This is a genomic window from Lentzea sp. NEAU-D7, assembly GCF_026242055.1.
In the GTDB taxonomy this organism is placed as follows: Bacteria; Actinomycetota; Actinomycetes; order Mycobacteriales; family Pseudonocardiaceae; genus Lentzea.
The window spans coordinates 39,025-61,125 of the sequence record NZ_JAPJDL010000031.1 but is presented as its reverse complement, the minus strand read 5'-3'; the positions used below and the strand labels follow the sequence as shown (position 1 = coordinate 61,125).

Sequence of the window (22,101 nt, the reverse complement as noted above, 5' to 3'; positions counted from 1 at the left end):
CTTCGAGTAAATACTCGAAGAGTCTTGACTCGACTAACGGCGCGGCGCCAAGATCTGAGCCGTGCCCGAATCGCTCACCATCGACGAGCTCGCCGCCCGGATCGGCCTGCCCAGCAGCACCATTCGCATGTACCAGACGAAGGGTGTGCTGCACGCGCCGAGACGGCAGGGGCGCGTGGCGTACTACGACGCCTCGCACGTCGAGCGGTTGACGTTGGTGCAGCGGTTGCAGCAGCGGGGGTTCTCGCTGCCCGCGATCGCCGAGCTGATCTCGGCACGGGAAAAGGGCGAGTCGGTCGCCGCGGTCCTCGGCTTCAGCGAGGCCGAGGGGCCCGACGACTGGGTTCGGATCAAGGTGCGCGACATCAAGCACCTGATTCCGACAGGAGACGTCCAACCGCGACTCCTCCTCCGGGCTATGCGGTTGGGCTTGGTGCGGTGGAAGTACGGCTGGCCGCACACGCGTCGCTGGGCACTCGAAGCGGGCGGCAGGCTCGCCGGCCTCAGGGTGCCCAGCGATGACGTGATGGACAGCTTCACCCGCCTGCGCACGGCGACCGACGCGATCGCGGCGGACTTCGTGCGGTTGTTCGAGCAGCAGTTCTGGCCGGAGCTGGCCCGCAAGGCCGGTGACGAGAACCAGCTGGAGAACGTGCGGGCGTTGCTCGTCGAGCTGACGTACACGGCGGAGACCGCGGTGGTGGGGACGCTGCGGGAGTCGATCCGCGACGCGGCGGAGGAGTTCGCGTCACGGCACGGATTGCTGCCCAGCGACGACTTCCAGCCCGCGTGGGCCGAGCAGCCGTTGCCGCCGATCGCCGAGAACCTCATGGACCCGGCGGGCGATCTGCCGAGCGAGCAGGAGATCGAGAACTTCCTGAAACGGGAGGACGAGGATGAGCCTGGTCGCTGATCCCGCCTGGCACGCCCAAGTTCGCGACGAAGGACTCGTCGTCTACGCGGGAGCCGATCTCATTTACCTGATTCCAGACCTGCCCAGGGCGGTGGCCGTGGCGCTGGCCGGCCTGTTCGAGCCGATGTTGAGGGGCGTGGCTCGAACGGTCGACGAGAGCCGGTTGGGGGAACCGGTTCGCCGGCACGTGGCCCAGCTGAGGACCCTGGGCGCTCTCCGCCCGGCCGGGTTGCCCACCGAGGACGTCAAGCCGATGGGGGTCGGCACGCGCGTCGTCGGGGAGGCACCCGCCGGGCTGGCAGAGCTGTTGCCGCACCACGACGATCCGGACCTCCTGCTCGTCGTGCGGACGACCGGCACGCTGGCCGACCTGATCGAGGTGGCGCGCGAGACGGAGGTGCCGCACCTGTTGCTGGACCTCGCCTACCACCACACCGCCGCCGTCGGGCCCTTCGTGGTGCCCGGTGCCGGTGCGTGCCTGGCGTGCCTCGCGGTGCGGGCAGGGCGGCGGTGGGGGGATCCGCCGCCTCCTCCGCAGCCCGCGGCCATGTCCCACGAGTTTCCGATTTCCCTTGCCCTGCAAGCGGTTCAGAACATCCGGAACGGTTCGCTCGCCCTGCTGGACACGGTCGTGACCGTCAACCTCGACGAGTTCACGACGACGCGCGAGAGCGTGCTGCCCGCGGCCGGCTGCGAGATCTGCCCGACTGTCGAGTTCGGGCGCGTGTCACTTCCTTGGGGGGACCATGAACGCGACGGCAGTGCGGTTACCTGACCAGTTCTCACCCGGTGCGGCCGCCGCGAACGCCGCGACACCCACCTGTTGCTGTTGTTGTTGCTGTTGCGCGATCTCCTCGGTCGGCGCGGCCGTGCAGATCCCGGCGGCGCTGTACGAGGAAACCAAGGATCTCCCCCGGCCTCGCAGCCTGCTCGTCCTGCCCGCCGCGATCTTCCCGTTGCTCGTCGTCGTCCTGCCGTTCGCCACGATGGGCGCGGTCTTCGACGTCCACTGGGGCTGGTGGCTCGGCGGTTTCGCGGCGGCGCTCGCGTGGGCCACCGCCTCCGGTTTCATCGCCCGGTCGCCGAACCCGGTGGGCAGCGTGGTCCGGTTGCTTGGCTGGGCTGTGCTGTGGTGCCTGGAGCCGTTCGTTGTGCTGTTCACTCTCGGGCCGATCGCCGGCGTCGACGAGGGGGCCGCGGCGGTGGCCGGCGTGCTCTACGTCGGCGGGGCGCTGGGGCTCGGGTACTGGATCTTCCGGCGCTACCGGGGGAAGCGGTGAGGACCGTCGCGGAGGCGCTGGCCGAGCGCGCGGTCGGCTGGCGGCAGGGAGTGGTGTCACAGCTGCACCCCGTGCCGCACAGCCTGTCCGATGTGGACGTCGAGGGCTGGGCCGCGGTGCCGGAGCCGTTCGCCACCGGCGGCACGTCCGGCGGTACGAGCAAGATCGCCGCGATCGCCGAGGCCCTGGAACGGCACGCCGCCGCACGGGCGCCGCTGGAGATCGTCACCGACGGCGAGTGCTGGCCGTTGGAGCACTTCAGCCTGCACACCGTCGAGCAGCGGGTGGCCCCCGGCTACCGCTACCGCAAGGGATACGTCGACACCCCGTACACGCGGGCGTGGACGTTGCCCGGCAACGAACCGATCCGCGTGCCCGCCGGTCTCGTCGGCCTGGACGCCTCCTACGGGCTGCCCGCGACGTCCTCGGGGCTGGCGGCCGGTCCGTCCACGACCAGCGCGTTGCTGCGCGCCGTCCAGGAACTGGTCGAGCGCGACGCGTTCACCACGATCTGGCTGCACTCCGTTGCACCGCAACGGTTCGCCGCCGACCTGCCGCACGGCGCGATGGCGTTCGACCTCACGCCCGCCTACAGCCCGCACCCGGTGGTCGCCGTCGCGGGTTCGCTGCCGATCGCCGGCAAGCCGAGGCCCACGCTCGGCCTCGCGTGCCGCGCCACGGTCGCCGAGGCCGTGCGGAAGGCCTACGAGGAGTGGGTCCAGGGCACGGTCTTCATCGAGGTGTGGCTCGCGCGCAACGGTGATCGGCCCGTCGAGGACGTCACCGACTTCGACGAGCACGCCGTCTACTACGCCACGCGCCCGGACGAGTGGGACGCGCTGCCGTGGTTCGCAGGCTTCGAGACCGACCCGCCGCCTGATGCCGAATCCCGTGGCACAGCGGCGGAACTGACCGAACTCGTGCACGCCCTGGACCGCGCGGACGTCCGGCTCGCCTACCGCGAGCTCACCACGCCGGAGCTGTCGGCCGTCGGACTGCACTGCGTCCGCGTCCTGTCTCCGGACCTCGCGCCGCTGCACTCGGACCACCGCTGGCCGCACCTCGGCGGCCGCGCCCGCGAACTCGGCTGGCGCTACCCGCACGCCTCACCCGGCGTGTTCCCCAATCCCGCACCGCATCCGCTGGGGTGACACCGATGTTCGACGACTTCTGGGCCGCGAGCCGGTACTCGCCACTGCACCAGCGCAGACTCGGCGACCGGCTGCGGGACTTCCGGCCTCAGCCGGAGCTGATCGACCCGCTGGAGCTGCCCGCGGCGCCGCTCCCGCTCCCCCGTCCGAACGACCGCTTGCAGAAGCTGTTCCGGGCGCGCAGAAGCACGCGCGAGTTCTCAGACAGGCCGCTGACCGACAAGCAGCTCGGCACGGTGCTGGGCGCCCTGTCCGACAACAGCTGTCCCTCCGCGGGTGGCCTCAACCCGTTGCGCTGTTACGCGTTCGTGCACGACCGGGCGGTCCGCTACGACATCCGCCGCCACGCGTTGCAGGACATCGGCCAGGCACCGGCGAACCTCGCCGAAATCCTCGGCACGCCGGAGGTGCCGCCGCTGACGATCGTCCTAATGCTGATGGACAGGGACTCGTTCGAGAAGTACGGCGAACGCGCGGGCCGCTTCGGCCTGATCGAAGCGGGAGCCGCCGCGCAGAGCATCTGCCTCCGTTTGGCGGAGCAGAAGCTCGGCGGCTACCTGCTGGGCGGCGTAGCGGACAACGAAATGCTCCACGCGCTGGGCCTGCCCCGAGACCTCCGCGTGGCCACCGCGATCGCGTGCGGGCACATGATCACCTGACGTTCACCAGATCGTGTCTACCGAGGACAGTCGATCACCCGCTACAACTGGCGAGACCCTGCTCACACTCCGAGGAGCTCGCCATGTCGACGAAGACCCTGCGCTCGGCATTCGTGGGTGCCACCGCCTCCATCGCCCTGATCTTCACGGGCACCCCGGCACACGCCGTGGACATCGTCGCGGTGACCGACGACTACCTCTACTCGAAGACCATCGGCCAGTTCACAACACTGCGCGCGCAGCAGCCCTACGCGGGTCAGCTCGACTGGTCGTCCGACGGCTGCTCGTACTCGCCCGACAACCCCTTCGGCTTCAAGTTCCTGCCGACCTGTCACCGGCACGACTTCGGCTACCGCAACTACAAGCGGCAGGGCCGGTGGAACGAGACGAACCGCCTGCGCATCGACAACAACTTCAAGTCCGACATGTACCAGCAGTGCGGCTCCAACTGGGCCTGCAAGCGCACCGCCGACCTGTACTACGCGGCGGTGCGGGAGTTCGGCGGCAGCGCCAGCTCCACGGCCACCAGCATCCAGAACGCCGGCCTGAAGTAGATCGCCACGCACTGTCAGACCTCCCGAGTACGTTGAAACGCAGGGGTTCCCAGCTCAGGGGGACCCCTGCGTCAGCACGGGGGGACGACGAATGACCACGAGAACCGACGCCTGGGCAAGGCCTTCGGTGCGCCTGCACCCGCGGCCCGGAGCACCGTCTGTGACCGACAGCCACATCGGTGGTCCGGTGCTCTGGCCGCGGGACGAACCGTGGCCGTACTGCGACGGATCCACCCACACCGACCATGGCTTCGACGTCGGAGACGGCCGGGGCGTGCACAACGCCTTCACCGCACCGGTGCAGCTCTACCGCAGGGACTTCCCGGAGCTGCCGTTCCCGGACGGCACCGATCTGTTCCAGCTCCTGCTCTGCCCGCTGTTCCACGAACCGGACGCCGACACCTTCTGGCCGGACGTCCGCCTGGTGTGGCGCGACTCGAGAGCGGTCGCGGACGTGCTCGCCGCCCCGCCGGAGCCCGCGCTGTCCGAGCCGATCCACCGCGCCCGGCCGTGCGTGCTCAGCCCTTGCCGGCGTGTGGAACACCCGACGCCGCACGAGACCCCGGAGGGCGTCTCCCGCGACGGCTGGGCGGAGGTCGCGGTGTCCACCAAGGTCGGAGGCTGGGCGTTCTGGTACGCGAGCGGACCAGGCGACATGGAGTGCCCTGAGTGCGGCGCCCGCCGCGAGCTGCTGCTGGCGTTGCACACGTACGAACGCGCCGAGCCGGAGTTCTGCTTCGAACCCGAGGCCAGGCCTGTCGGCTGGGACTTCTCGGACGGCGCGCTGAACGTCTGGGTGTGCCCTGGCGACGTCCGTCACCCGATCAAGGTGAACACCGACTAGTCCTCGTCGTCGGCGGGGCCGCCTCCGCGCATCAGGTAGATCACGGACTCCAGCTCGTCCGGCTTGATCAGCACCTCGCGTGCCTTCGAGCCCTCGGACGGGCCGACGACGCCGCGGGTCTCCAGCAGGTCCATGAGGCGCCCCGCCTTGGCGAACCCGACGCGCAGCTTGCGCTGCAGCATCGACGTCGAGCCGAACTGCGACGTCACGATCAGCTCGGTCGCCTGCACCAGCAGTTCGAGGTCGTCGCCGATGTCGGCGTCGATCTCCTTCTTCTCGCCGGCCTTCTGCGCGGTGACGCCGTCGGTGTACTCCGGCTGCGCCTGGTTCTTGGTGAACTCGACGATCGACGAGATCTCCTCGTCGCCCACGAACGCGCCCTGGATGCGCACCGGCTTCGAGGCGCCCATCGGCAGGTACAGGGCGTCGCCCATGCCGATCAGCTTCTCGGCTCCGGGCTGGTCCAGGATGACCCGCGAGTCGGTCAGCGAGGAGGTCGCGAACGCCAGCCTCGACGGCACGTTCGTCTTGATCAGGCCGGTGACGACGTCGACGGACGGCCGCTGCGTCGCCAGCACGAGGTGGATGCCCGCCGCACGGGCCTTCTGCGTGATGCGGACGATGGCGTCCTCGACGTCGCGCGGCGCGGTCATCATCAGGTCGGCGAGCTCGTCGACGATCGCCATGATGTACGGGTAGGGCCGGTAGACGCGCTCGGAACCGGGCGGCGCGGTGATCTCGCCGGACTTCACCTTGCGGTTGAAGTCGTCGACGTGGCGCACCCGGTTGACCTGCATGTCCTGGTAGCGCTGCTCCATCTCCTCGACGAGCCAGGCCAGGGCCGCCGCCGCCTTCTTGGGCTGCGTGATGATCGGCGTGATCAGGTGCGGGATGCCCTCGTACGGCGTCAGCTCGACCATCTTCGGGTCGATGAGGATCATCCGGACCTCGTCGGGCGTCGCGCGGGCCAGCAGCGACACCAGCATCGAGTTCACGAACGACGACTTGCCGGAACCCGTGGAGCCCGCCACCAGCAGGTGCGGCATCTTCGTCAGGTTCGCGGTGACCATGTGGCCCTCGATGTCCTTGCCGAGGCCGATCACCATCGGATGCGTGTCCTTGACCGTGGACGGCGCGCGCAGCACGTCGCCCAGCCGCACCATCTCGCGGTCGCTGTTGGGCACCTCGATGCCGACCGCGGACTTGCCGGGGATCGGGGCCAGCAGGCGGACGTTGTCGGTCGCCACGGCGTACGCGATGTTCTTGGTCAGCGCGGTGATCTTCTCGACCTTCACGCCGGGGCCGAGCTCGACCTCGTAGCGCGTGACCGTCGGGCCGCGGGTGAAGCCGGTGACCTGGGCGTCGATCGAGAACTGGTCCAGCACGCCGGAGATCGCCTCGATCATGAGGTCGTTCGCCTTGCTGCGGGTCTTCGGCGCGTCGCCGTCCTTCAGCACGTCCGGCGGCGGCAGCTGGTACTCGCCCTCGACCGCGCGCACGACCATCGCGGGAGCGGCGGCCTTCTTCTCCTTCGCGGGCTTCGGGGCGGGCTCCGCGGGCTCCTCCAGCGGGAGCTCGGCCTGCGGCTCCTCCTCGACCGGCTCGACGGCCTGGCGCCGGCGGGACGGGCGGCGCAGGCGGACCGGCTTCGGCTCCTCGACCGGCTCCTCCTCCGGCGACTCGTCGTTCGCCGGCGTGCCGGGGTGCAGCAACGAGCGGATGCGTTCGGGCGCCTGGCGGATCGGCGTGTGCGTCACGACCAGCAGGCCGTAGCCGAAGATCAGGAACAGCAACGGCCCGGCGACCCACGGCGTCAGGCCCTGGGCGAGGAACCCTCCGGCCAGGTATCCCAGCGCACCGCCGGCGCTGCGGCGTTCCAGCGGGTCCATCGGCAGGCCGCCGATGAGGTGGAACATGCCGAGCACGCCGATCATCATCAGCAGCGAGCCGATGATCAGCCGCGGGCGCGCGTCGGGCTTCGGGTCGGTGCGCATCAGCGTGACGCCGATGCCGAGCAGCACGACCGGCACGATCACCGCCGGGAACCCGACGGAGCTGCGCACGGCGACGTCGACCCACTGCCCGACCGGTCCACCGGCCTGCCACCACACCCCGGCGCCGGTGATGACCGCGAGAGCGATCAGCAGCAGGCCCAGGCCGTCACGGCGGTGTTCGGGATCAAGGTCCTTGGTACGGCTGACGGTGCGCACGAGACTGCCGACGCCACGGCCCAAAGCACCCCACACGGCGCTGATAGCACCGCCGCTCTTCTTGCGCGGTGCGGGTTTTCTGGACGCGCTGGACCGCGCCCGCGGCTTGGCTGGTGCTTTGCCGCGTGACGTGGTCTTTCTCGAAGTCCCTGTGCGCCCGGCCATGTCTACAAGGTAGTCCCTCGTGCCTCACCAGCCACGTCTGCAACTGGGACGCGTGCGAAACCTCATGGTTCACCCGTTCGGGCACGGAGTCGTTCCGACACGCCGTACGCTGCCCCGCGTGTCCACACCGCTTTTCTGGCGCGTGCTCATGGTGGTCGACCGGGGCCTGATCGCGCTGACTGGCAAGCTCGAGGTATCGGGCGACATCCCGCCGGAGCTGCTCGGCAAGCCGTTGCTGCTCGCCTCCAACCACATCGGCAACCTCGACCCGATGGTGCTCATCGCGGCCTGCCGCAAGATCGGCGTCAACCCGCGCTTCATGCTCGCGGGCGGCCTGCTCGACGCGCCGATCATGGGCCCGGCCCTGAAGGCCTGCGGTCACCTGCGCGTCGACCGGCGGTCGGCGAACGCGGGCGAGGCCATGCACCGCGCCGTCGCGGCGCTGCAGAAGGGCGGCGACCCGATCGCCGTCTACCCCGAGGGCAAGATCAGCCTCGACCCCGGCCTGTGGCCGGAGCGGGGCAAGACCGGTGTCGCCCGCATGGCTTTGGGCGGCGGCATCCCGGTGATCCCCATCAGCCAGTGGGGCGCGCACGAGGCCGTGTACTGGGGCAACCTGCACGTCAGCGGCTGGAGGGACTTCCTGCCGTACCTGACGTCGTGGCTGCGCGCGGTGCGCAAGCGGCCGACGTTCAAGGTCCACTTCGGCAAGCCGGTCGAGCTGTCCGACCTGAAGGCGGAGACGATGGGCGACGCCCGGCGCGCGCACGAGCGGATCATGATCGCGATCACCGAGGGCTTGGCGCCGTTGCGCCTCGACGAGCCGGACCTGCCGCGCTTCCACGACCCGACGCGGCCGACGACCGGCGTCTCGCCCTGGCGGCCCGCCTGATCGAGTAGGCGATCACCGTGATCAGCATGAGCAGGGGCATCGGGTTGCCCCGCCACAGGCTGATCGCGAAGTCGATCACCGGGACGACCAGCGCCGCGACGAACGTGGCCGTGCTCGCCGTGGGCAGCTTGACCTTGGGGTCCGTCCACGGCGTGCGGCCCCACGGCTTCGCGACGCTGAGCCACGCCTGGAACGCGATCGCGCTGATCATGAGCGCCGTGCCGACGGGCATCCAGGCCGTCACGTGCCCGTCCACGGCCTCTTGGAGGTTGCCGCTCAGGATGAAGACGCCGATGTAGAGCTGGCTGACGGTGATCACGAACTTGGCGAGCACCCACCAGTGCCGGAAGTACCCCCACGGCGTCGTGGCGCTGAGCATGAACCCGCTGAACGCACTGGTGTTGGCCATGATAGCCAGCACCTCGTGGTCGAGGTAGCGCGCCATCTTGAACGCGTTGAGGTCGCCCGTCTTCATGCCGTAGAGCACCAGCGCGAGCAACGCCACGGCCTGGCTGAGCCAGCCCACGGACGTGACGACGTGCAGCCACACCAACAGGGTCCGAGCGCGCTTCTGCATGACATGTAGTTTGCCTACGCATCAGGCCGCGCACATCAGGGATCTCCCCTAGGCGAGTTCGTGCAGCCTCGTGTGGATCTCCGGCGTGAGCGGGTGGTCGTAGTCCTCGTAGATCGTCAACGCTTCCAGCAGGTGCGTCCGCGCCACCTCGGGCTGCCCCGTGCTCGTCTCCCCCAGGCCGTGCAACGCCTCCGCGAGGCTCTTGCGGTCGCCGAGCACCCGCAGGAACTCGATCGCGCGCCGGAACGACTCCCGCGCCTCGCCCCGGCTGCCCAGCTTCGCCTGCGCCCAGCCGATGCTGACGAGCGCCATCGCCTTGCCGTGCACCGCGTCGTGCGCGTCCATCAGCTCGAACGCCGTCCGCGCCGACACCAGCGACGCCTCGAACTGGCCCGCCGAGCGCAGGATGTCGCTCAGGAACAGCCTCGTGCCGCCCTCGCCGAACCACGAGCCGGCCTCGGCGTGCCTTCTCAGCGCCTCGCCGAACCTGTCGACGGCGAGGTCGAACTGGCGCAGGCCGCCGTACGCCATGCCCAGGCCCGTGAGGCTCCAGGCGGCACCGACGGCGTCGCCGATCTCGTGCCGGATGGCGAGCGCGCGGTCGAAGAGCTCCAGCGCGTCCGCGAACCGCTGCCCGCGGAACGCCGACAGCCCCTGGCCGTGCACCGCCCACGCGCGGGCCGCCTGGTTGCCGTCACGGGCCGCGGCGCGTTCGGCGACGCGGTACGTGCGCGTCCACTCGTCCAGCGCGCTCGACACGACGAAGTAGTTCCACAGCGCCACCGGGATCTGCCACGCCGTCGGCGAGTGCTGTTCCTCGGCGAGTCTCGCCACGGCCAGCAGGTTCGCGGACTCCGTGCGGCACCAGGTGAAGGCGTCGTCGTGCGAGATGAAGTCCTGAGTGGACAGTGGTGGGAGCAGGAACGCCGGGTGGTCCGGCGGCGCGATGACGGTGCCGGCGGCGTTCGCGGTGTCGAAGTACCAGCCCAGCATGCGCGCCACGGCCTCGCCGCGGCCGTCCGACGACTCCTCGGTGGCGCTGAGTTCGGTGGCGTACAGGCGAAGCAGGTCGTGCATCCGGAACCGGCCGCGCGCGACCTCCTCCAGCATGTGCCCGCCCGCCAGCACGTCCACCAGCGTCCGGGCCCGCGACACCGGCACACCCGCGAGCGCCGCCACGGCGTTCAGGCTGATCTCGGCGCCGGGGTGCAGGCCGATCAGCCGGAACGTCCTGGCCGCGTCGGGTTTCAGGGCGAGGTAGGACCACGAGAAGGCGGCGCGCACGGCCGTGTCCTCGTCGTCGCCCGTGGCCAGCACGTTCAACCGGTCGTGCTCGTCGGCGAGATCGCTCGCGAGGTCGGCCAGCGTGAGGTGCGGCCGCGTCACCACGCGTTCGGCCGCGATCCGCACCGCCAGCGGCAGGTGCCCGCACAGTTCGACGAGCTTCGCGGCGGCGCCGGGCTCGGCGGCGACCCGGTCCGAGCCCACCGCGGCCGTCAGCAGCGCCAGGCCCTCGTCGCGGGTGAGGGTCGACAACGTCATCGAGTGCGCGCCGTCGCGGGCGACGAGCCCGCCGAGGTGGTTGCGCGACGTCACGAGCACCATCGACGTCGACCGGCCCGGCAGCAGCAAACGGACCTGCTCGGCCAGCCGCGCGTTGTCGAGCAGCACCAGGACCCGCTTGCCCGCGAGGACGCTGCGGTACAGCGCGGACTTCGCCGGCAGGTCCTCCGGGATGCGTTCGGACGGCACGCCGAGGCTCTGCAACAGCTGGTGCAGCGCGGCGCCGGGCTGCACTGGCGGTGCCGACGAGTCGAACCCGCGCAGGTCGACGTGCAGCTGGCCGTCCGGGAACCGCGAGGCCACCTGGTGCGCGAACCGCACGGCCAGGGCCGTCTTGCCGACGCCGCCGGTGCCGGTGATCGCGACGAGCACCGGCGAGTGGTCGTGCGGGACCACCTCGGCGAGCTTCGCCAGCTCCTTCTCGCGGCCGGTGAAGTCGCGGATCTCGTGCGGCAGCTGGACGGGCACCAGCGCGGGCGCCACCGGTTCCGGCTGCGGGTCGGGCCGGCCCACGAGCAGCTGTTCGTGCAGCTGGCGCAGTTCGGGACCGGGCTCGATGCCGAGCTCCTCGATCAGCAGCCGGCGCAGATCCGCGTAGACGGCCAGCGCCTCCGCCTGCCTGCCACCGCGGTACAGCGCGGACATCAGCAGACCGTGCAGCCTCTCGCGCAACGGATGCGCACTGACCAGCGTCGTCAGCTCCGCCGCCACCTCGGCCTCACGCCCGACCGTCAGCATCAGCGCCGCACGCTGCTCCACGGCCGTGAGCCGCAGCTCGGCCAGACGCGCGCGCTCCACCGCCGCGAACGGGCCCGGCACGCCCTCCAGGGCGATCCCCCGCCACAGCCCCAGCGCGGCGTCGAAAGCGGCGACGGCCTCGACGGGCTTGTCCCGCAACCGCCCGGCCTCGTCGAGGTGGGAGCGGAACACGGCGGCGTCGGAGCTGCCCGACGGTAGTCTCAGCAAATATCCAGCGTCCGTGGAGAGCAGCACGGAACTCGGCGCCCGCGACGCCCTGTCCGGCTCGAAAAGCCTGCGCAGCCCGGCGACGTAGGTGTGGATGCCGTTGTCGGCACTCGCGGGCGGATCGTCGCCCCACACGGCGTCGATGAGCTCACTGCGAGACACGACGTGGTTGGCGCGCAACGCGAGCACCGCGAGCACAGCCCTCTGCCGCGGCGGACCGAGCGTGAGCTCCTCGCCGTCCACCGTGGCCGCGAGCGCGCCCAGCAAGCTGACGCGCAACTCGTTCTGCACCTGTGTTCTCACTTCGTCGCTGTCCGCGTTCACCTAGCAACCTACCGTCAGTTTTCGTCCAGAAGCCATCCAGAAGGCGTGCAGAGAGCTTCTCCACACTTCACTCAGGTGGATTGGGTCGAAATGAGGGGCGGGGAAATGAACGCGGCCGAGGTATTCGACACGCTCGGGCTGGAATACCAACGCGCTTGGTCGCACCAGCCGGCACTGCACGGCACCCTCGCCTGGTTCGCCGCGACGCAGCCCTCGGGCTCGCGCGTGCTGGACATCGGCTGCGGCACGGGCGTTCCCGTCGCACGCACCCTGGCCAAGGCGGGCATGAAGGTCACCGGCCTCGACGTCTCCCCCGTCATGGTCGACATCGCGTCGGCCCAGGTCCCCGAGGCGACCTTCCACAAGATCGACATTCGCGACTTCGAGTCACCCCCTGGCTCGTGGGACGTCATCTGCGCCGTCTTCTCGCTGCTGCAGATGACCCAGGCCGAGATCATCGCGACCCTCGGCCAGATCTCGACCTGGCTGCGGCCCGGCGGTCACTTCTTCCTCGCCACCGTGGCCGTCGACGTCGAACAGGTCACCCTGCCCTGGATGGGCCAGGAGATCGAGGTGTCGTCGTTCTCCGAGGCCAACTTCGAGGCGCACCTGGCCGAGGTCGGCCTGCGGGTCGTGCGCCGGAGCCGGCCGGTCTTCACCCCGTCCTACCCCGGCGCCATGCCCGAGGAGTCGCTGCACCTGGTGTGCCAGCGCCCCTAGCGGGCGAACCCGCGGACCCGGCGGGTGCCGCACCCTCGTGCACGTCGCCGTCCCGCACGGTCCACGCGGTCGCCTCCTGCCGTTCGCCGGTCAGCAGGAAGAACCCGACCGGCCGGTCTCCGTCGGCGTCCACCAGCCGCGCCAGTTCGGCGACCTGCGCGCGCAGCCAGTCGACGGACTGCTCGCGGATGTCGCCGCGGTAGAACCGCGCACGCCGACGTACATCCCCATCAGTGCTGTTCAGCCAGCGCGCGACCGATGAAGTGCGCCGACAGCAGAGCGAAGATGTACGCCTGCAGCACCTGCACCAGCGCCTCCAGGAAGAACAGCGCAATGGCGAGCGCGAAGCCCAGCACCGACACCGGCTTGAGGTAGATCGGCGCGTTGAACAGCAGGAACTCGCTGCCGAGCGTGAACACCAGGATCAGCAGGTGCCCGGCGAACATCGCCGCGAACACCCGGATCGCGAGGTTCACCGGGTCGAAGAAGAACTTGAGGATGACCTCGGTCGGGATCAGCAGCCCCCACAGCACGGGCTTCGGCACGTCCTTGATGATGAACTGGTTGCGCAGGTAGCCCTTGAGGCCGAACTTGCGGATGCCCACGTAGTGGTAGAGCGGAAAGATGATCAGCAGCGCGACGGCCGCCGGGAACCCGCTGTGCGTGAACGTCGGGAACTGGATGAACGGGATCAGCCCGTAGACGTTGTTCACGAGCACGAAGCAGAAGATGCTGACGATCAGCGGCACGTACGGCGCGAATTCCTTGGCGCCGATCTGCTCGCGCGCGATGGTGTTGCGGCCGAAGTCGTAGAGCGACTCGGCGGCGAACTGCCAGCGGGTCGGCACGATCTTCATGCTCCTGGTCGTGACCAGGAAGAACGTCATGATGATCGCCACCGACAGCACCAGCAGGGCCTGCGGTTTGGTCACCGAGAAGTCGAACGGCAGGCCCAGCGGCTCGTGCCAGGTGAAAATCGGCGGGAGAAGAATGTCGTCTTTGCCCGGTGGGCTGAAAACGTCGTTACCGGCCATTGGGCGAACCCCCTCGTCCATGGTCTGGGATCAAACCTTATCGGACGAGGGGGACGCAGATCACAGCAGGGTCACGTTCACACCGGAATGACCGTGGGGACGATCATCGGCCGGCGGCGGTAGGTCTCCGCCACCCAGCGCCCCACGACGCGGCGCACGGCCTGCGCCACGCGGTGCGTGTCGGTGATGCCCTCGGCCTCGGTGCGCGCCAGCTCCATCTCCACGAGCGGAACGACGGCCTCCAGCGCCTTCGGGTCGTCGGAGAAGCCGCGGCCGGAGATCGTCGGCGCCGTCACGGCCCGCCCGCTCGCCCTGTCGATGGCGACCGAGATCGAGATGAAGCCGCCCTCCCCCAGCACGAGGCGGTCGGACAGCGTCGACTCGCCCACGTCGCCCACGGACAGGCCGTCGACGTACACGTGGCCGACGACGACGCGGCCGGAGACCGCCGCCTTGCCGTCGACCAGGTCCACGACGACGCCGTCCTCGGCGATCACGACGTGGTCCTCGGCGACACCGGTGGCGACCGCGAGGGCCGCGTTCGCGCGGAGGTGCCTCCACTCGCCGTGCACGGGCATCACGTTGGACGGCCGCACGGCGTTGTAGAGGAACAGGAGCTCGCCGGCCGGTGAGTGGCCGGAGACGTGCACCTTGGCGTTGCCCTGGTGCACGACGGTCGCGCCGAGCTTGGCGAGACCGTTGACGACGTTGAAGACCGCGTTCTCGTTGCCGGGGATCAGCGACGACGCGAGGATCACCGTGTCGCCCTCGCGGATCGAGATCTGGCGGTGGTCGCCGCGGGCCATGCGCGACAGCGCCGACAGCGGCTCGCCCTGCGACCCGGTGGAGACGAAGATGACCTCGTTCTCCTCCATCCGCATCGCGACGTCGAGGTCGACGAACAGCCCGTCGGGCACGTTCAGGAAGCCCAGGTCGGACGCGATGCCCATGTTGCGGACCATCGACCGGCCGACGAACGCGATCTTGCGCTTGTACTGCACGGCGACGTCCAGCACCTGCTGGACGCGGTGCACGTGCGAGGCGAAGCAGGCCACGATGACCCGCTGGTCTGCCTTGCGGATCACGTTCTCCAGCACGGGGCCGATCTCGCGCTCGGGCACCACGAAACCGGGCACCTCGGCGTTGGTCGAGTCGACCAGGAAGAGGTCGACGCCCTCGTCGCCCAGCCGCGAGAAGCCCGCGAGGTCGGTCAGCCGGCCGTCCAGGGGCAGCTGGTCGAGCTTGATGTCACCGGTGTGCAGGACGAGCCCCGCGGAGGTGCGGATGGCCACGGCCAGCGCGTCCGGGATGGAGTGGTTGACGGCGAAGAACTCGAGCTCGAACGGCCCGTACGAGCGCCGCTCCCCCTCCTTCACCTCCACCAGGCGCGGGGTCTGGCGGTGCTCGCGGCACTTGGCGGCGAGCAGCGCCAGCGTGAAGCGGGAGCCCACGACCTGCACGTCGGGGCGCAGCTTCAGCATGAACGGGACCGCGCCGATGTGGTCCTCGTGGCCGTGCGTCAGGACGATGGCATCGATGTCGTCGAGCCTGTCCTCGATGGCCCGGAAGTCGGGCAGGATCAGGTCGACGCCCGGCTGGTCGTCTTCGGGGAACAGAACGCCGCAGTCGACGACGAGCAGCCGGCCGGCGTGCTCGAAGACGGTCATGTTGCGGCCGATCTCGCCAATTCCACCGAGAGCGACGACGCGGAGGCCGCCTTCCGGCAGTGCGGGCGGCAGTTCGGTCGAGTGGGTCACGCGTTAACTCCCAGTTCGGCCGCGATGGCCTCGATGTCTTCGGCGGCGGCAGGTACCAGCGGCAGACGGGGTTCCCCCACGTCCAGTCCGCGCAGGCGCAGCGCCGCCTTCGTGTACGTCACGCCGGGAACCCGGCGGAAAGGTCGCAGCAGCGGCAGCAGCGACTCGTGGATCTCCTTCGCGCGCACCACGTCACCGGACTCGTAGGCGTCGGCCATGTCGCGGAGGCGGTCCGCGGCGAGGTGGCCGATGACGCTCACGAACCCGACGGCGCCCACGGACAGCCACGGCAGGTTCAGCGGGTCGTCACCCGAGTAGTAGGCGAGGTCGGTGCTCGCGATCACCCTGCTGCCCGCGTGCAGGTCGCCCTTGGCGTCCTTCACGGCCAGGATCCGCGGGTGTTCCGCCAGGCGCAGGAGCGTGTCGACCTCGATCGGCACGACCGCGCGCGGCGGGATGTCGTAGAGCATCACCGGCAGCTCGGAGGCGTCGGCGATGGCGGTGAAGTGCGCGAGCAGGCCTTCCTGCGGCGGCCGTGAGTAGTACGGCGTCACGACCAGCACACCGTGTGCACCGGCCTTGGAGGCCTGCTCCACCAGGTGGATGCTGTGCGCGGTGTCGTACGTGCCCGCACCGGCGATCACGCTCGCGCGGTCGCCCACGGCTTCGACGACGGCCGTGATCAGCGCGGCCTTCTCCCGATCGGTCGTCGTCGGGCTCTCGCCGGTCGTGCCGTTGACGACCAAGCCGTCGTTGCCCAGGTCCACCAGGTGTTTCGCCAGTTCCTGCGCCTTGGGGAGATCGACCTCGCCGCGCGAGTCGAAAGGCGTGACCATGGCGGTGAGTACGCGGCCGAACGGGCGGTCCGTCCCTGCGTAGGGGCTTCCTGGCATGGGCAGAAACTACCCGAGTTCACACGCTTCGGTTCAACGACCGCACACGTTGCACCGCGTCGGCGTCGCCGCTGTATTCCACTCGGGCCTCGTCGCGCCCGAACGCCAGCATCACCAGCTCGGCCACCTCGCCGGTGATCACCACTCCGTTCGCGCCCTGCTTGGCGACGACGTGCTCACCGTCGGGGCGCACCAGCGTCACGCCCACGGGCGACGACTTGTACGTCATGCGCGCGGTGAACGGCAGCAGCTTCCACAGCGTCGCCTCGCGCCGGGCGTCGTACGGACGTGGCTCCCAGCCGGCCTGTGCGCGGCGCACGTCCTCGTGGTGCACGAAGTACTCGCCGGTGTTCATGAGCTCGTCGATCGGCTGGATCCAGAACGGCGGCGTGCGCACCAGGTCCAGGAGCTCGCTCCACGCCTTGTGCGTGTAGTCCTCCTGGACCTTCTCCGTCCACTTCGCGAACACCGGCAGCACGATGCCGGGGGCGGTGTCGGGGCGGCGCTCGCGGATCGCGAGGTGCGCGGCCAGGTCCTTCGTCCGCCAGGTCCCGCACAACGTCGGCGCGTCGGGGCCGAGCTCGGTCATCAGTTCGACCAGCGCTTTGCGCTCGTCACGGGCGAGGCTCACACCCCCATTGCACCACAACCCGACCTCAGGCCTCGTTCGGCTTATAGCAGCTCTTGAAGCCGTCCGGCTTGGCCGAGTTGTCGCCGAGGAGCTTGACCACCTGGTCGCGGTTCAGGTTCTCCGGGTAGCCGGGCCAGTCCGGTTCCTGCCCGTTGACGTGCAGCTCGTCGAGCCAGTAGCCGGACTGGCCCGAGATCTTGGCGAACTCCAGGTCGCAGCCCTTCACCCGCACCACGACCTCGATCGTCTTCTCCGAGGACTTGACCGTGCGCTTGCCGATCTTCTTGGACTTCTTCTCCTTCTCCGTGCTGGGCTCACCGGGGTTGCTGAACCCGGCGGCCTTGAGCTCGGAGACGAACTTGTCCTCGTTGTTGCCGCAGGCCGTCAGGGCCGCCGCGCAGCCGAGGGCCAGGAGGGCGGGAACGATCCGACTCTTCACGTTCAGTTGTCCTTCTTCGCGCTGATGGTGCCGTCGAGTTTGCTGCCGTCCTTGGCGCCGGCGAGGCACCAGATCTTGCGCTCCGCGTTGCCGTCCTTGTCCTTGGTCCACGCGCTCTCGCTCGGGATCAAGGTCGTCAGCTTGAGCTTCTCACCGTCCTTGACCCACCCCGAGTTCAGCGTCATCTCGCAGCGGGAGACGCCGAGGCTCTTCAGCGAGTCGACGCCCGGATACGCGGCGTCGGGGAGGTTCGACTGGAGCGGCAACGTGTCGATCACGTCGAACACCTCGAAGTCGTGCGGCTTGTCGCACTCCTCGCGGGTGTCGGAGTTGAGGAGCTTGGTCGGCGCGACCTCACCGATGCCGCAGGTGTTCTCGTAGAGACCGAATACCGGGATCTCGGCGCCCTCGCCGTAGGTGAGCGCCTGGCTGCCGGTGCTGGCGCCGGGCGTCGTGAAGGCCTTGTGCACGAAGATGCCGCCGGTGAACGCCGCCGCGGCGATGGCCACGGCGCCGACCAGCGCGAGAATGCGGTTGCGCTTCTTCTTCGCCGGGTCGGCGGCGGGGGTCTGCCGGTACTGCTGGGTCTGCGCCGGCGCGATCCCGGTGGGCGGCGTCGGCTGGTTGCCGATGCTGGCGAGCATCGCGCGGGCCTGCGGGCCGGACAGCCGGGCGTTCGGGTCGGCGATCAGCAGACCGGTGATGACGGCGCCGAGCACGCCCGTGGCACGGGTCAGGCGCGGGGTCTCGCTCATGATCGCGTGCAGCGTCGAGGCCGTGGAGGAGCGCTCGAACGGGCTCCAGCCCTCGACGGCGTAGCAGAGGGTCGCGCCCAGCGCCCACAGGTCGGACGCGGGACCGGCCTCGTGGCCGTGGATGCGTTCCGGCGCCATGTAGGCGGGAGAGCCGATGAGGCTGCCGCTGGTCGTCAGCCGCGGGTCGTCGACGGCCTGGGCGATGCCGAAGTCGGTGAGCTTGAGCTTGCCGTCCGGGCGCACCATCAGGTTGCCGGGCTTCACGTCGCGGTGCACGATCCCGGCCTGGTGCGCGGTCTCGAGCGCCGACAACGCCTGCAGCGCGATCGACACGACCTGGTTCGGCGGCATCGGGCCGTGCGTGCTGATCAACGTCGACAGCGTCGCCGCGTCGACCAGCTCCATGATGATGTAGGTCAGGCCGTTCTCGTTGATCGCGTCGTAGACCGTCACGACGGCGGGGTCGTTGAGCTTGCCGGCGGTGCGCGCCTCACGCAGAGCGCGCTCTTCGAGCACACGGCGTTCTTCGTGCGCGATGCCGTCCGGCAGGTGCAGTTCCTTGATCGCGACGAAGCGTCCGATGTGGCGGTCCTGGGCACGCCAGACGATGCCCATGCCGCCACGGCCGAGCTCCGCGAGCAGGGCGTACCTGCCCGCGATGACACGTGGTTCGACAGCCTGTCCGTGCAACGTGCGCTCCTACGAACCTCGGAAACCGGGGGCGTTGACGGTACTTGAGACCCGCCACACGCAGGATCGGTTCCTAGGCTTCCGGCGCTACAACCAGTTCGTGACCTGCGGCACGCAACGCGAGCACGGCACGTCCCAGATCGGTGTGCTTCACCAGCAGGTGGTCGGTGTCGTAAGTGGACAGCGCGAACAACGAGACGCCCGCTGCCGCCAGTTCACCCGCCAGAGCGGCCATGATGCCGGTGAGCGTGAACTCCAGGGGTCCCCGCACGGTCAGCAACCGCCAGCCCTTCTCCGCCGTGTCGGAGTCCACTGCGAACGATGCGGGCGCGATGATCGACAGCTCGGCCGGGGTCCTCGTCACGGAGACCAGGACGCCGGTGAGGTCGAGCAGCCCGCTGGGAACGGGAGCGTCCGGCGCCAGGCGCGTGACCGCGTATTCGCCGGGCCGGACGTCCACGATGAGCCGCTTCATGGCGTCAGCCTTCAACCACCAGTGGGCTGGAGGCAACTTCTGTGCCGTCCGGGAGTGTCGAGATGACGAAGTCCGCGAACGCGTTGGGCGCCGCCTTCGTCAGCTCCCGCAGGCACGCGACGGCGAGCTCGCGCAGCTCGACGTTGATGTGCTCGGTCGCGCGCATCGCGATGAAGTGCCGCCACGAGCGGTAGTTGCCCGTCACGACGATTTCGGTGCCCGTGGCGTTGGGCAGCACCGACCGTGCGATCTGCCGCGCACGCCGGCCGTTCACGGTCTTCTCCAGGCTCTGCACCAGGTCCTCGTACGCCTTGAGACTCGCCTCGGTCGCGGCGACGAACCGCGCGTGCAGCTCGGGGTCCCGCGCGATCAGGTCCGGCTCCACGACGTCGGTCGGGTCGGTGCGCTGGGAGAGCTGCGAGTACGAGAAGTGCCGGTGCCGGATCAGCTCGTGGGTGAGCGAGCGCGGCAGCTCGGTCAGGTAGAGCGAGGCGCTGCCGTGCTCGAACGCGGCGAGGTGCCCGACGTCGAGCAGGTGGTGCAGGAACGTCGCGTTGGTGTTCGTCATGGGGTTCGAGCGGTCCCACGACTGGTAACAGGCCCGGCCGGCGAACTCGACGAGCGCCGCGCCGCCGTCCGCGTCGGTCGTCCACGGCACGTCGTCCGGCGCGATGAACTCGGTCTTAGCCACCAAACGCACTCTCGGCATGGAGCCGACATTAGCCCTGACATCATGCGGTGGTTGCACGATGTCGGAAGTGACGTCATAGTGGTGTCATGGATCTGTCGCCGTACATCGCGTCACTGCGCGAGGACCTGGCGACGGCCGCCTCCGCGGGGGACGACAACACCCGTCGAACGGCCGCCGCACTGTCCGCAGCGCTCGAGCCAGCCGCGCGACTGGCGATCATGAACGCACTGTCCGACCTGGCCGCGGAGGTCACCGCCTCCCTGGACGGCCAGGTCGTGGACGTTCGCCTGTCCGGTCGTGACGTCCAGGTGGTCGTCACGGGATCGGCGGAACCGGAGCCGGAGCCCGCTCCGCGTCAGGAGATGCCGAACTTCGGCATGGGTGACGCCACGGGTGACATCAGCCGCATCACGCTGCGCATGATCAACGAGCTCAAGTCGAAGGCCGAGGCCGCCGCGGCGGCTCAGGGCGTGTCGCTGAACTCGTTCATCCAGCAGGCCGTGGGTGGCGCGGTGCACGGCAAGCACAAGCATCAGCACAAGGGGTGGAGCGGAAACGCCGGCTCGGGCTCGCGCGTCCGCGGATGGGTGCAGGGGTGAGCGGGATGAGCGAACCGACTTCCGAACCGTCCGGCGTGGTGCGCCAGCAGAGCTTCGAGTTCGCGGGCATCGCCGAGATCGACATCTCCCTGCTCAGCGGCCGGGTGCAGGTGCAGCTGGTCGACGGCCCCGGCGTGCACGTCGAGGTGCGGCACGACCCGAACGCGGGCAACTCGTGGACCGAGGGCCTGTCCAGCGTGCTGAGCTGGGTCAGCGGCCAGTTCGGCCCGGACAAGACCGCGCCGTCGGCAGGTCCGGAGGAGGCCGTGCGCGACGCACGCGTCGAACTGCTGGGCAACCGTTTGCGCATCGAGTCGTCCAAGGCGTTGCCGTTGCGCGCCGTGCCCCTGTCAGTGGTGGTGACGGCTCCCGTGGGGTCGCACGTGTCATCACGGACCGGCGCGGCTGACGTCGTCGTGACGGGCGGTGCGGGGCGCCTGGACCTGAACACCGGCACGGGCAGCGTGTCCGCGGACCGCGCGACAGGCGAAGCCAAGGTCAACTCGGGCGCCGGCACCGTGCGCCTGGGGACGATGCTCTCGTCGCTGAAGGCCAAGACGGGCAGCGGCGACGTCGAGGTGTCGTCGGTCGGGGGCACGAGCACGCTGATCACCGGGACCGGCGACGTGTGGCTCGGCGCGGTGCAGGGCAACGTCCAGGTCCGCACCGGCAGCGGCGACCTGACCGTGGCCGACGCGGCCTCCGGCGAGATCCAGCTCGGCACCGGCTCGGGACACATCCGCGTCGGCATCCGGCAGGGCACGCTCGCCCGGATCGACCTGGTGTCCACGTCCGGCACCGCGCGCAGCGACTTCGACGTCTCGTCCGAGCCGCTGGGTGACGCCGCCCTGACGGTCACGGGCCGCACGGGCAGCGGCAACGCACTGGTGACCGCCGCTTCGAACTGACCGGGGGGTCGGGAGAGGACACGTCCCCGGCTAGGGCTCCTGGAACGGTTTGGAGCCGCCGGGGACGTCGTCCGGGAACAGCGGGCAGCGCAGCTCACCGGTCAGGAACTTCCTGATGAAACTGGAGAAGCTGCCGTCGTAGGACCACTTCTGCCGCAGGTCCGTGATCATCACGGTCCACTCGTCCGGTTCACCGCCGGTGTACCAGAGGCAGTGGTCGCCGTTCACCGTCATGCCCCAGGGCAGCAGGCCGGGCGAGTCCGGGTGCACCCGCAGGCCCGGCTGGCGCCGCAGTGCCCGCATCATCTTGGGCGCCGTTGACATCCAGTTCATGAAACCTGCACGTGCCGTTGGGTGCAGGATGCGGACGTAACCGCCGACTATGAGTGGTGGATAGGCATCGGCGAGATG

Annotated in this window: 23 protein-coding genes; 11 read left to right on the top strand and 12 right to left on the bottom strand. The window is 69.7% G+C overall.

Translation table 11 applies throughout. The annotated features are described in order from the left end of the window. Positions 1-61 precede the first annotated feature (61 nt). The 7 genes from ORI60_RS40590 to ORI60_RS40560 all read left to right on the top strand — a co-directional run bounded on the left by ORI60_RS40590 (position 62) and on the right by ORI60_RS40560 (position 5,401). Complete coding sequence (locus ORI60_RS40590; protein WP_266043316.1) at positions 62-913, top strand: MerR family transcriptional regulator; 852 nt, start codon at positions 62-64, stop codon at positions 911-913. Beyond that, complete coding sequence (locus tag ORI60_RS40585) at positions 897-1,688, top strand: hypothetical protein (RefSeq protein ID WP_266043315.1); 792 nt, start codon at positions 897-899, stop codon at positions 1,686-1,688. Before ORI60_RS40590 ends, ORI60_RS40585 begins: the two co-directional genes overlap by 17 nt. Then, positions 1,660-2,193: a hypothetical protein gene (locus tag ORI60_RS40580; protein WP_266043314.1), complete on the top strand. Its 534-nt coding sequence runs from the start codon at positions 1,660-1,662 to the stop codon at positions 2,191-2,193. The genes ORI60_RS40585 and ORI60_RS40580 overlap by 29 nt, the downstream gene beginning before the upstream one ends. Further along, entirely contained in the window at positions 2,190-3,344 is a 1,155-nt protein-coding gene (locus tag ORI60_RS40575; RefSeq protein ID WP_266043313.1) for a YcaO-like family protein, read from the top strand. The genes ORI60_RS40580 and ORI60_RS40575 overlap by 4 nt, the downstream gene beginning before the upstream one ends. Before the next feature lie 5 nt (positions 3,345-3,349). Next, the gene (locus ORI60_RS40570) at positions 3,350-4,003 is read left to right on the top strand and encodes a nitroreductase family protein (protein ID WP_266043312.1); all 654 of its coding nucleotides are present in this window, start codon (positions 3,350-3,352) and stop codon (positions 4,001-4,003) included. An 83-nt stretch (positions 4,004-4,086) separates the two neighbouring features. Continuing rightward, positions 4,087-4,557: a phospholipase gene (locus tag ORI60_RS40565; RefSeq protein ID WP_266043311.1), complete on the top strand. Its 471-nt coding sequence runs from the start codon at positions 4,087-4,089 to the stop codon at positions 4,555-4,557. A gap of 160 nt (positions 4,558-4,717) precedes the next feature. Then, positions 4,718-5,401, top strand: coding sequence for a hypothetical protein (locus ORI60_RS40560; protein WP_266043310.1), 684 nt, complete (start codon positions 4,718-4,720; stop codon positions 5,399-5,401). Here ORI60_RS40560 and ORI60_RS40555 read toward each other — a convergent pair. Beyond that, positions 5,398-7,776: an FtsK/SpoIIIE family DNA translocase gene (locus tag ORI60_RS40555; RefSeq protein WP_266043309.1), complete on the bottom strand. Its 2,379-nt coding sequence runs from the start codon at positions 7,774-7,776 to the stop codon at positions 5,398-5,400. The two genes, ORI60_RS40560 and ORI60_RS40555, sit on opposite strands and share 4 nt — an antisense overlap. 118 nt (positions 7,777-7,894) lie before the next feature. Between ORI60_RS40555 and ORI60_RS40550 the strand changes: the two genes are divergently transcribed. Continuing rightward, positions 7,895-8,668: a lysophospholipid acyltransferase family protein gene (locus ORI60_RS40550; protein WP_416234576.1), complete on the top strand. Its 774-nt coding sequence runs from the start codon at positions 7,895-7,897 to the stop codon at positions 8,666-8,668. On the opposite strand, the gene ORI60_RS40545 is transcribed toward ORI60_RS40550, so the two are convergent. Together ORI60_RS40545 and ORI60_RS40540 are read right to left on the bottom strand one after the other, a co-directional pair. Further along, positions 8,565-9,245 carry a hypothetical protein gene (locus tag ORI60_RS40545; protein WP_266043308.1) on the bottom strand — a complete coding sequence of 227 codons (681 nt, stop codon included), beginning with the start codon at positions 9,243-9,245 and terminating at the stop codon, positions 8,565-8,567. The two genes, ORI60_RS40550 and ORI60_RS40545, sit on opposite strands and share 104 nt — an antisense overlap. A gap of 48 nt (positions 9,246-9,293) precedes the next feature. Continuing rightward, the gene (locus ORI60_RS40540) at positions 9,294-12,098 is read right to left on the bottom strand and encodes an AfsR/SARP family transcriptional regulator (protein WP_266043307.1); all 2,805 of its coding nucleotides are present in this window, start codon (positions 12,096-12,098) and stop codon (positions 9,294-9,296) included. A gap of 105 nt (positions 12,099-12,203) precedes the next feature. Here ORI60_RS40540 and ORI60_RS40535 point away from each other — a divergent pair, with 105 nt between their 5' ends. Continuing rightward, positions 12,204-12,818, top strand: a complete 615-nt coding sequence (locus ORI60_RS40535; protein ID WP_266043306.1) for a class I SAM-dependent methyltransferase — start codon at positions 12,204-12,206, stop codon at positions 12,816-12,818. 230 nt (positions 12,819-13,048) lie between these two features. Here the strand turns inward: ORI60_RS40535 and atpB are convergent, their stop codons facing one another. The 8 genes from atpB to thyX form a co-directional block, all read right to left on the bottom strand. Then, on the bottom strand, positions 13,049-13,852 hold the full coding sequence (gene atpB, locus ORI60_RS40530) for a F0F1 ATP synthase subunit A (protein ID WP_266043305.1): 804 nt from the start codon (positions 13,850-13,852) through the stop codon (positions 13,049-13,051). A gap of 77 nt (positions 13,853-13,929) precedes the next feature. After that, positions 13,930-15,609 carry a ribonuclease J gene (locus tag ORI60_RS40525; protein WP_266043304.1) on the bottom strand — a complete coding sequence of 560 codons (1,680 nt, stop codon included), beginning with the start codon at positions 15,607-15,609 and terminating at the stop codon, positions 13,930-13,932. Then, positions 15,606-16,502, bottom strand: a complete 897-nt coding sequence (dapA, locus tag ORI60_RS40520) for a 4-hydroxy-tetrahydrodipicolinate synthase (RefSeq protein ID WP_266043303.1) — start codon at positions 16,500-16,502, stop codon at positions 15,606-15,608. The genes ORI60_RS40525 and dapA overlap by 4 nt, the downstream gene beginning before the upstream one ends. A 19-nt stretch (positions 16,503-16,521) precedes the next feature. After that, positions 16,522-17,133 carry a TIGR03085 family metal-binding protein gene (locus ORI60_RS40515; protein ID WP_266043302.1) on the bottom strand — a complete coding sequence of 204 codons (612 nt, stop codon included), beginning with the start codon at positions 17,131-17,133 and terminating at the stop codon, positions 16,522-16,524. A gap of 25 nt (positions 17,134-17,158) precedes the next feature. Continuing rightward, positions 17,159-17,572, bottom strand: a complete 414-nt coding sequence (locus ORI60_RS40510) for a hypothetical protein (protein ID WP_266043301.1) — start codon at positions 17,570-17,572, stop codon at positions 17,159-17,161. A 2-nt stretch (positions 17,573-17,574) separates the two neighbouring features. Further along, the gene (locus ORI60_RS40505) at positions 17,575-19,017 is read right to left on the bottom strand and encodes a serine/threonine-protein kinase (RefSeq protein WP_266043300.1); all 1,443 of its coding nucleotides are present in this window, start codon (positions 19,015-19,017) and stop codon (positions 17,575-17,577) included. A 73-nt stretch (positions 19,018-19,090) separates the two neighbouring features. After that, entirely contained in the window at positions 19,091-19,492 is a 402-nt protein-coding gene (locus ORI60_RS40500; RefSeq protein WP_266043299.1) for an ACT domain-containing protein, read from the bottom strand. 4 nt (positions 19,493-19,496) lie between these two features. Then, complete coding sequence (gene thyX, locus ORI60_RS40495; RefSeq protein WP_266043298.1) at positions 19,497-20,201, bottom strand: FAD-dependent thymidylate synthase; 705 nt, start codon at positions 20,199-20,201, stop codon at positions 19,497-19,499. Positions 20,202-20,269: 68 nt separating this feature from the next. Between thyX and ORI60_RS40490 the strand changes: the two genes are divergently transcribed. Together ORI60_RS40490 and ORI60_RS40485 are read left to right on the top strand one after the other, a co-directional pair. Next, positions 20,270-20,782, top strand: coding sequence for a toxin-antitoxin system HicB family antitoxin (locus tag ORI60_RS40490; RefSeq protein WP_266043297.1), 513 nt, complete (start codon positions 20,270-20,272; stop codon positions 20,780-20,782). A gap of 5 nt (positions 20,783-20,787) precedes the next feature. Beyond that, positions 20,788-21,690, top strand: coding sequence for a DUF4097 family beta strand repeat-containing protein (locus tag ORI60_RS40485; RefSeq protein ID WP_266043296.1), 903 nt, complete (start codon positions 20,788-20,790; stop codon positions 21,688-21,690). A 30-nt stretch (positions 21,691-21,720) separates the two neighbouring features. Here ORI60_RS40485 and ORI60_RS40480 read toward each other — a convergent pair whose 3' ends face one another. Beyond that, positions 21,721-22,014 carry a hypothetical protein gene (locus ORI60_RS40480; protein ID WP_266043295.1) on the bottom strand — a complete coding sequence of 98 codons (294 nt, stop codon included), beginning with the start codon at positions 22,012-22,014 and terminating at the stop codon, positions 21,721-21,723. Positions 22,015-22,101 lie beyond the last annotated feature (87 nt).

Bases quoted from the DNA above. Each gene is read 5' to 3' on its own strand.
- ORI60_RS40545 (WP_266043308.1), bottom strand. From the start codon at position 9,245: ATGCAGAAGCGCGCTCGGACCCTGTTGGTGTGGCTGCACGTCGTCACG.
- ORI60_RS40580 (WP_266043314.1), top strand. From the start codon at position 1,660: ATGAACGCGACGGCAGTGCGGTTACCTGACCAGTTCTCACCCGGTGCG.
- thyX (WP_266043298.1), bottom strand. From the start codon at position 20,201: ATGCCGAGAGTGCGTTTGGTGGCTAAGACCGAGTTCATCGCGCCGGAC.
- ORI60_RS40535 (WP_266043306.1), top strand. From the start codon at position 12,204: ATGAACGCGGCCGAGGTATTCGACACGCTCGGGCTGGAATACCAACGC.
- ORI60_RS40565 (WP_266043311.1), top strand. From the start codon at position 4,087: ATGTCGACGAAGACCCTGCGCTCGGCATTCGTGGGTGCCACCGCCTCC.
- ORI60_RS40480 (WP_266043295.1), bottom strand. From the start codon at position 22,014: ATGTCAACGGCGCCCAAGATGATGCGGGCACTGCGGCGCCAGCCGGGC.
- dapA (WP_266043303.1), bottom strand. From the start codon at position 16,502: ATGCCAGGAAGCCCCTACGCAGGGACGGACCGCCCGTTCGGCCGCGTA.
- ORI60_RS40485 (WP_266043296.1), top strand. From the start codon at position 20,788: ATGAGCGAACCGACTTCCGAACCGTCCGGCGTGGTGCGCCAGCAGAGC.
- ORI60_RS40570 (WP_266043312.1), top strand. From the start codon at position 3,350: ATGTTCGACGACTTCTGGGCCGCGAGCCGGTACTCGCCACTGCACCAG.
- ORI60_RS40490 (WP_266043297.1), top strand. From the start codon at position 20,270: ATGGATCTGTCGCCGTACATCGCGTCACTGCGCGAGGACCTGGCGACG.
- atpB (WP_266043305.1), bottom strand. From the start codon at position 13,852: ATGGCCGGTAACGACGTTTTCAGCCCACCGGGCAAAGACGACATTCTT.
- ORI60_RS40555 (WP_266043309.1), bottom strand. From the start codon at position 7,776: ATGGCCGGGCGCACAGGGACTTCGAGAAAGACCACGTCACGCGGCAAA.
- ORI60_RS40500 (WP_266043299.1), bottom strand. From the start codon at position 19,492: ATGAAGCGGCTCATCGTGGACGTCCGGCCCGGCGAATACGCGGTCACG.
- ORI60_RS40585 (WP_266043315.1), top strand. From the start codon at position 897: ATGAGCCTGGTCGCTGATCCCGCCTGGCACGCCCAAGTTCGCGACGAA.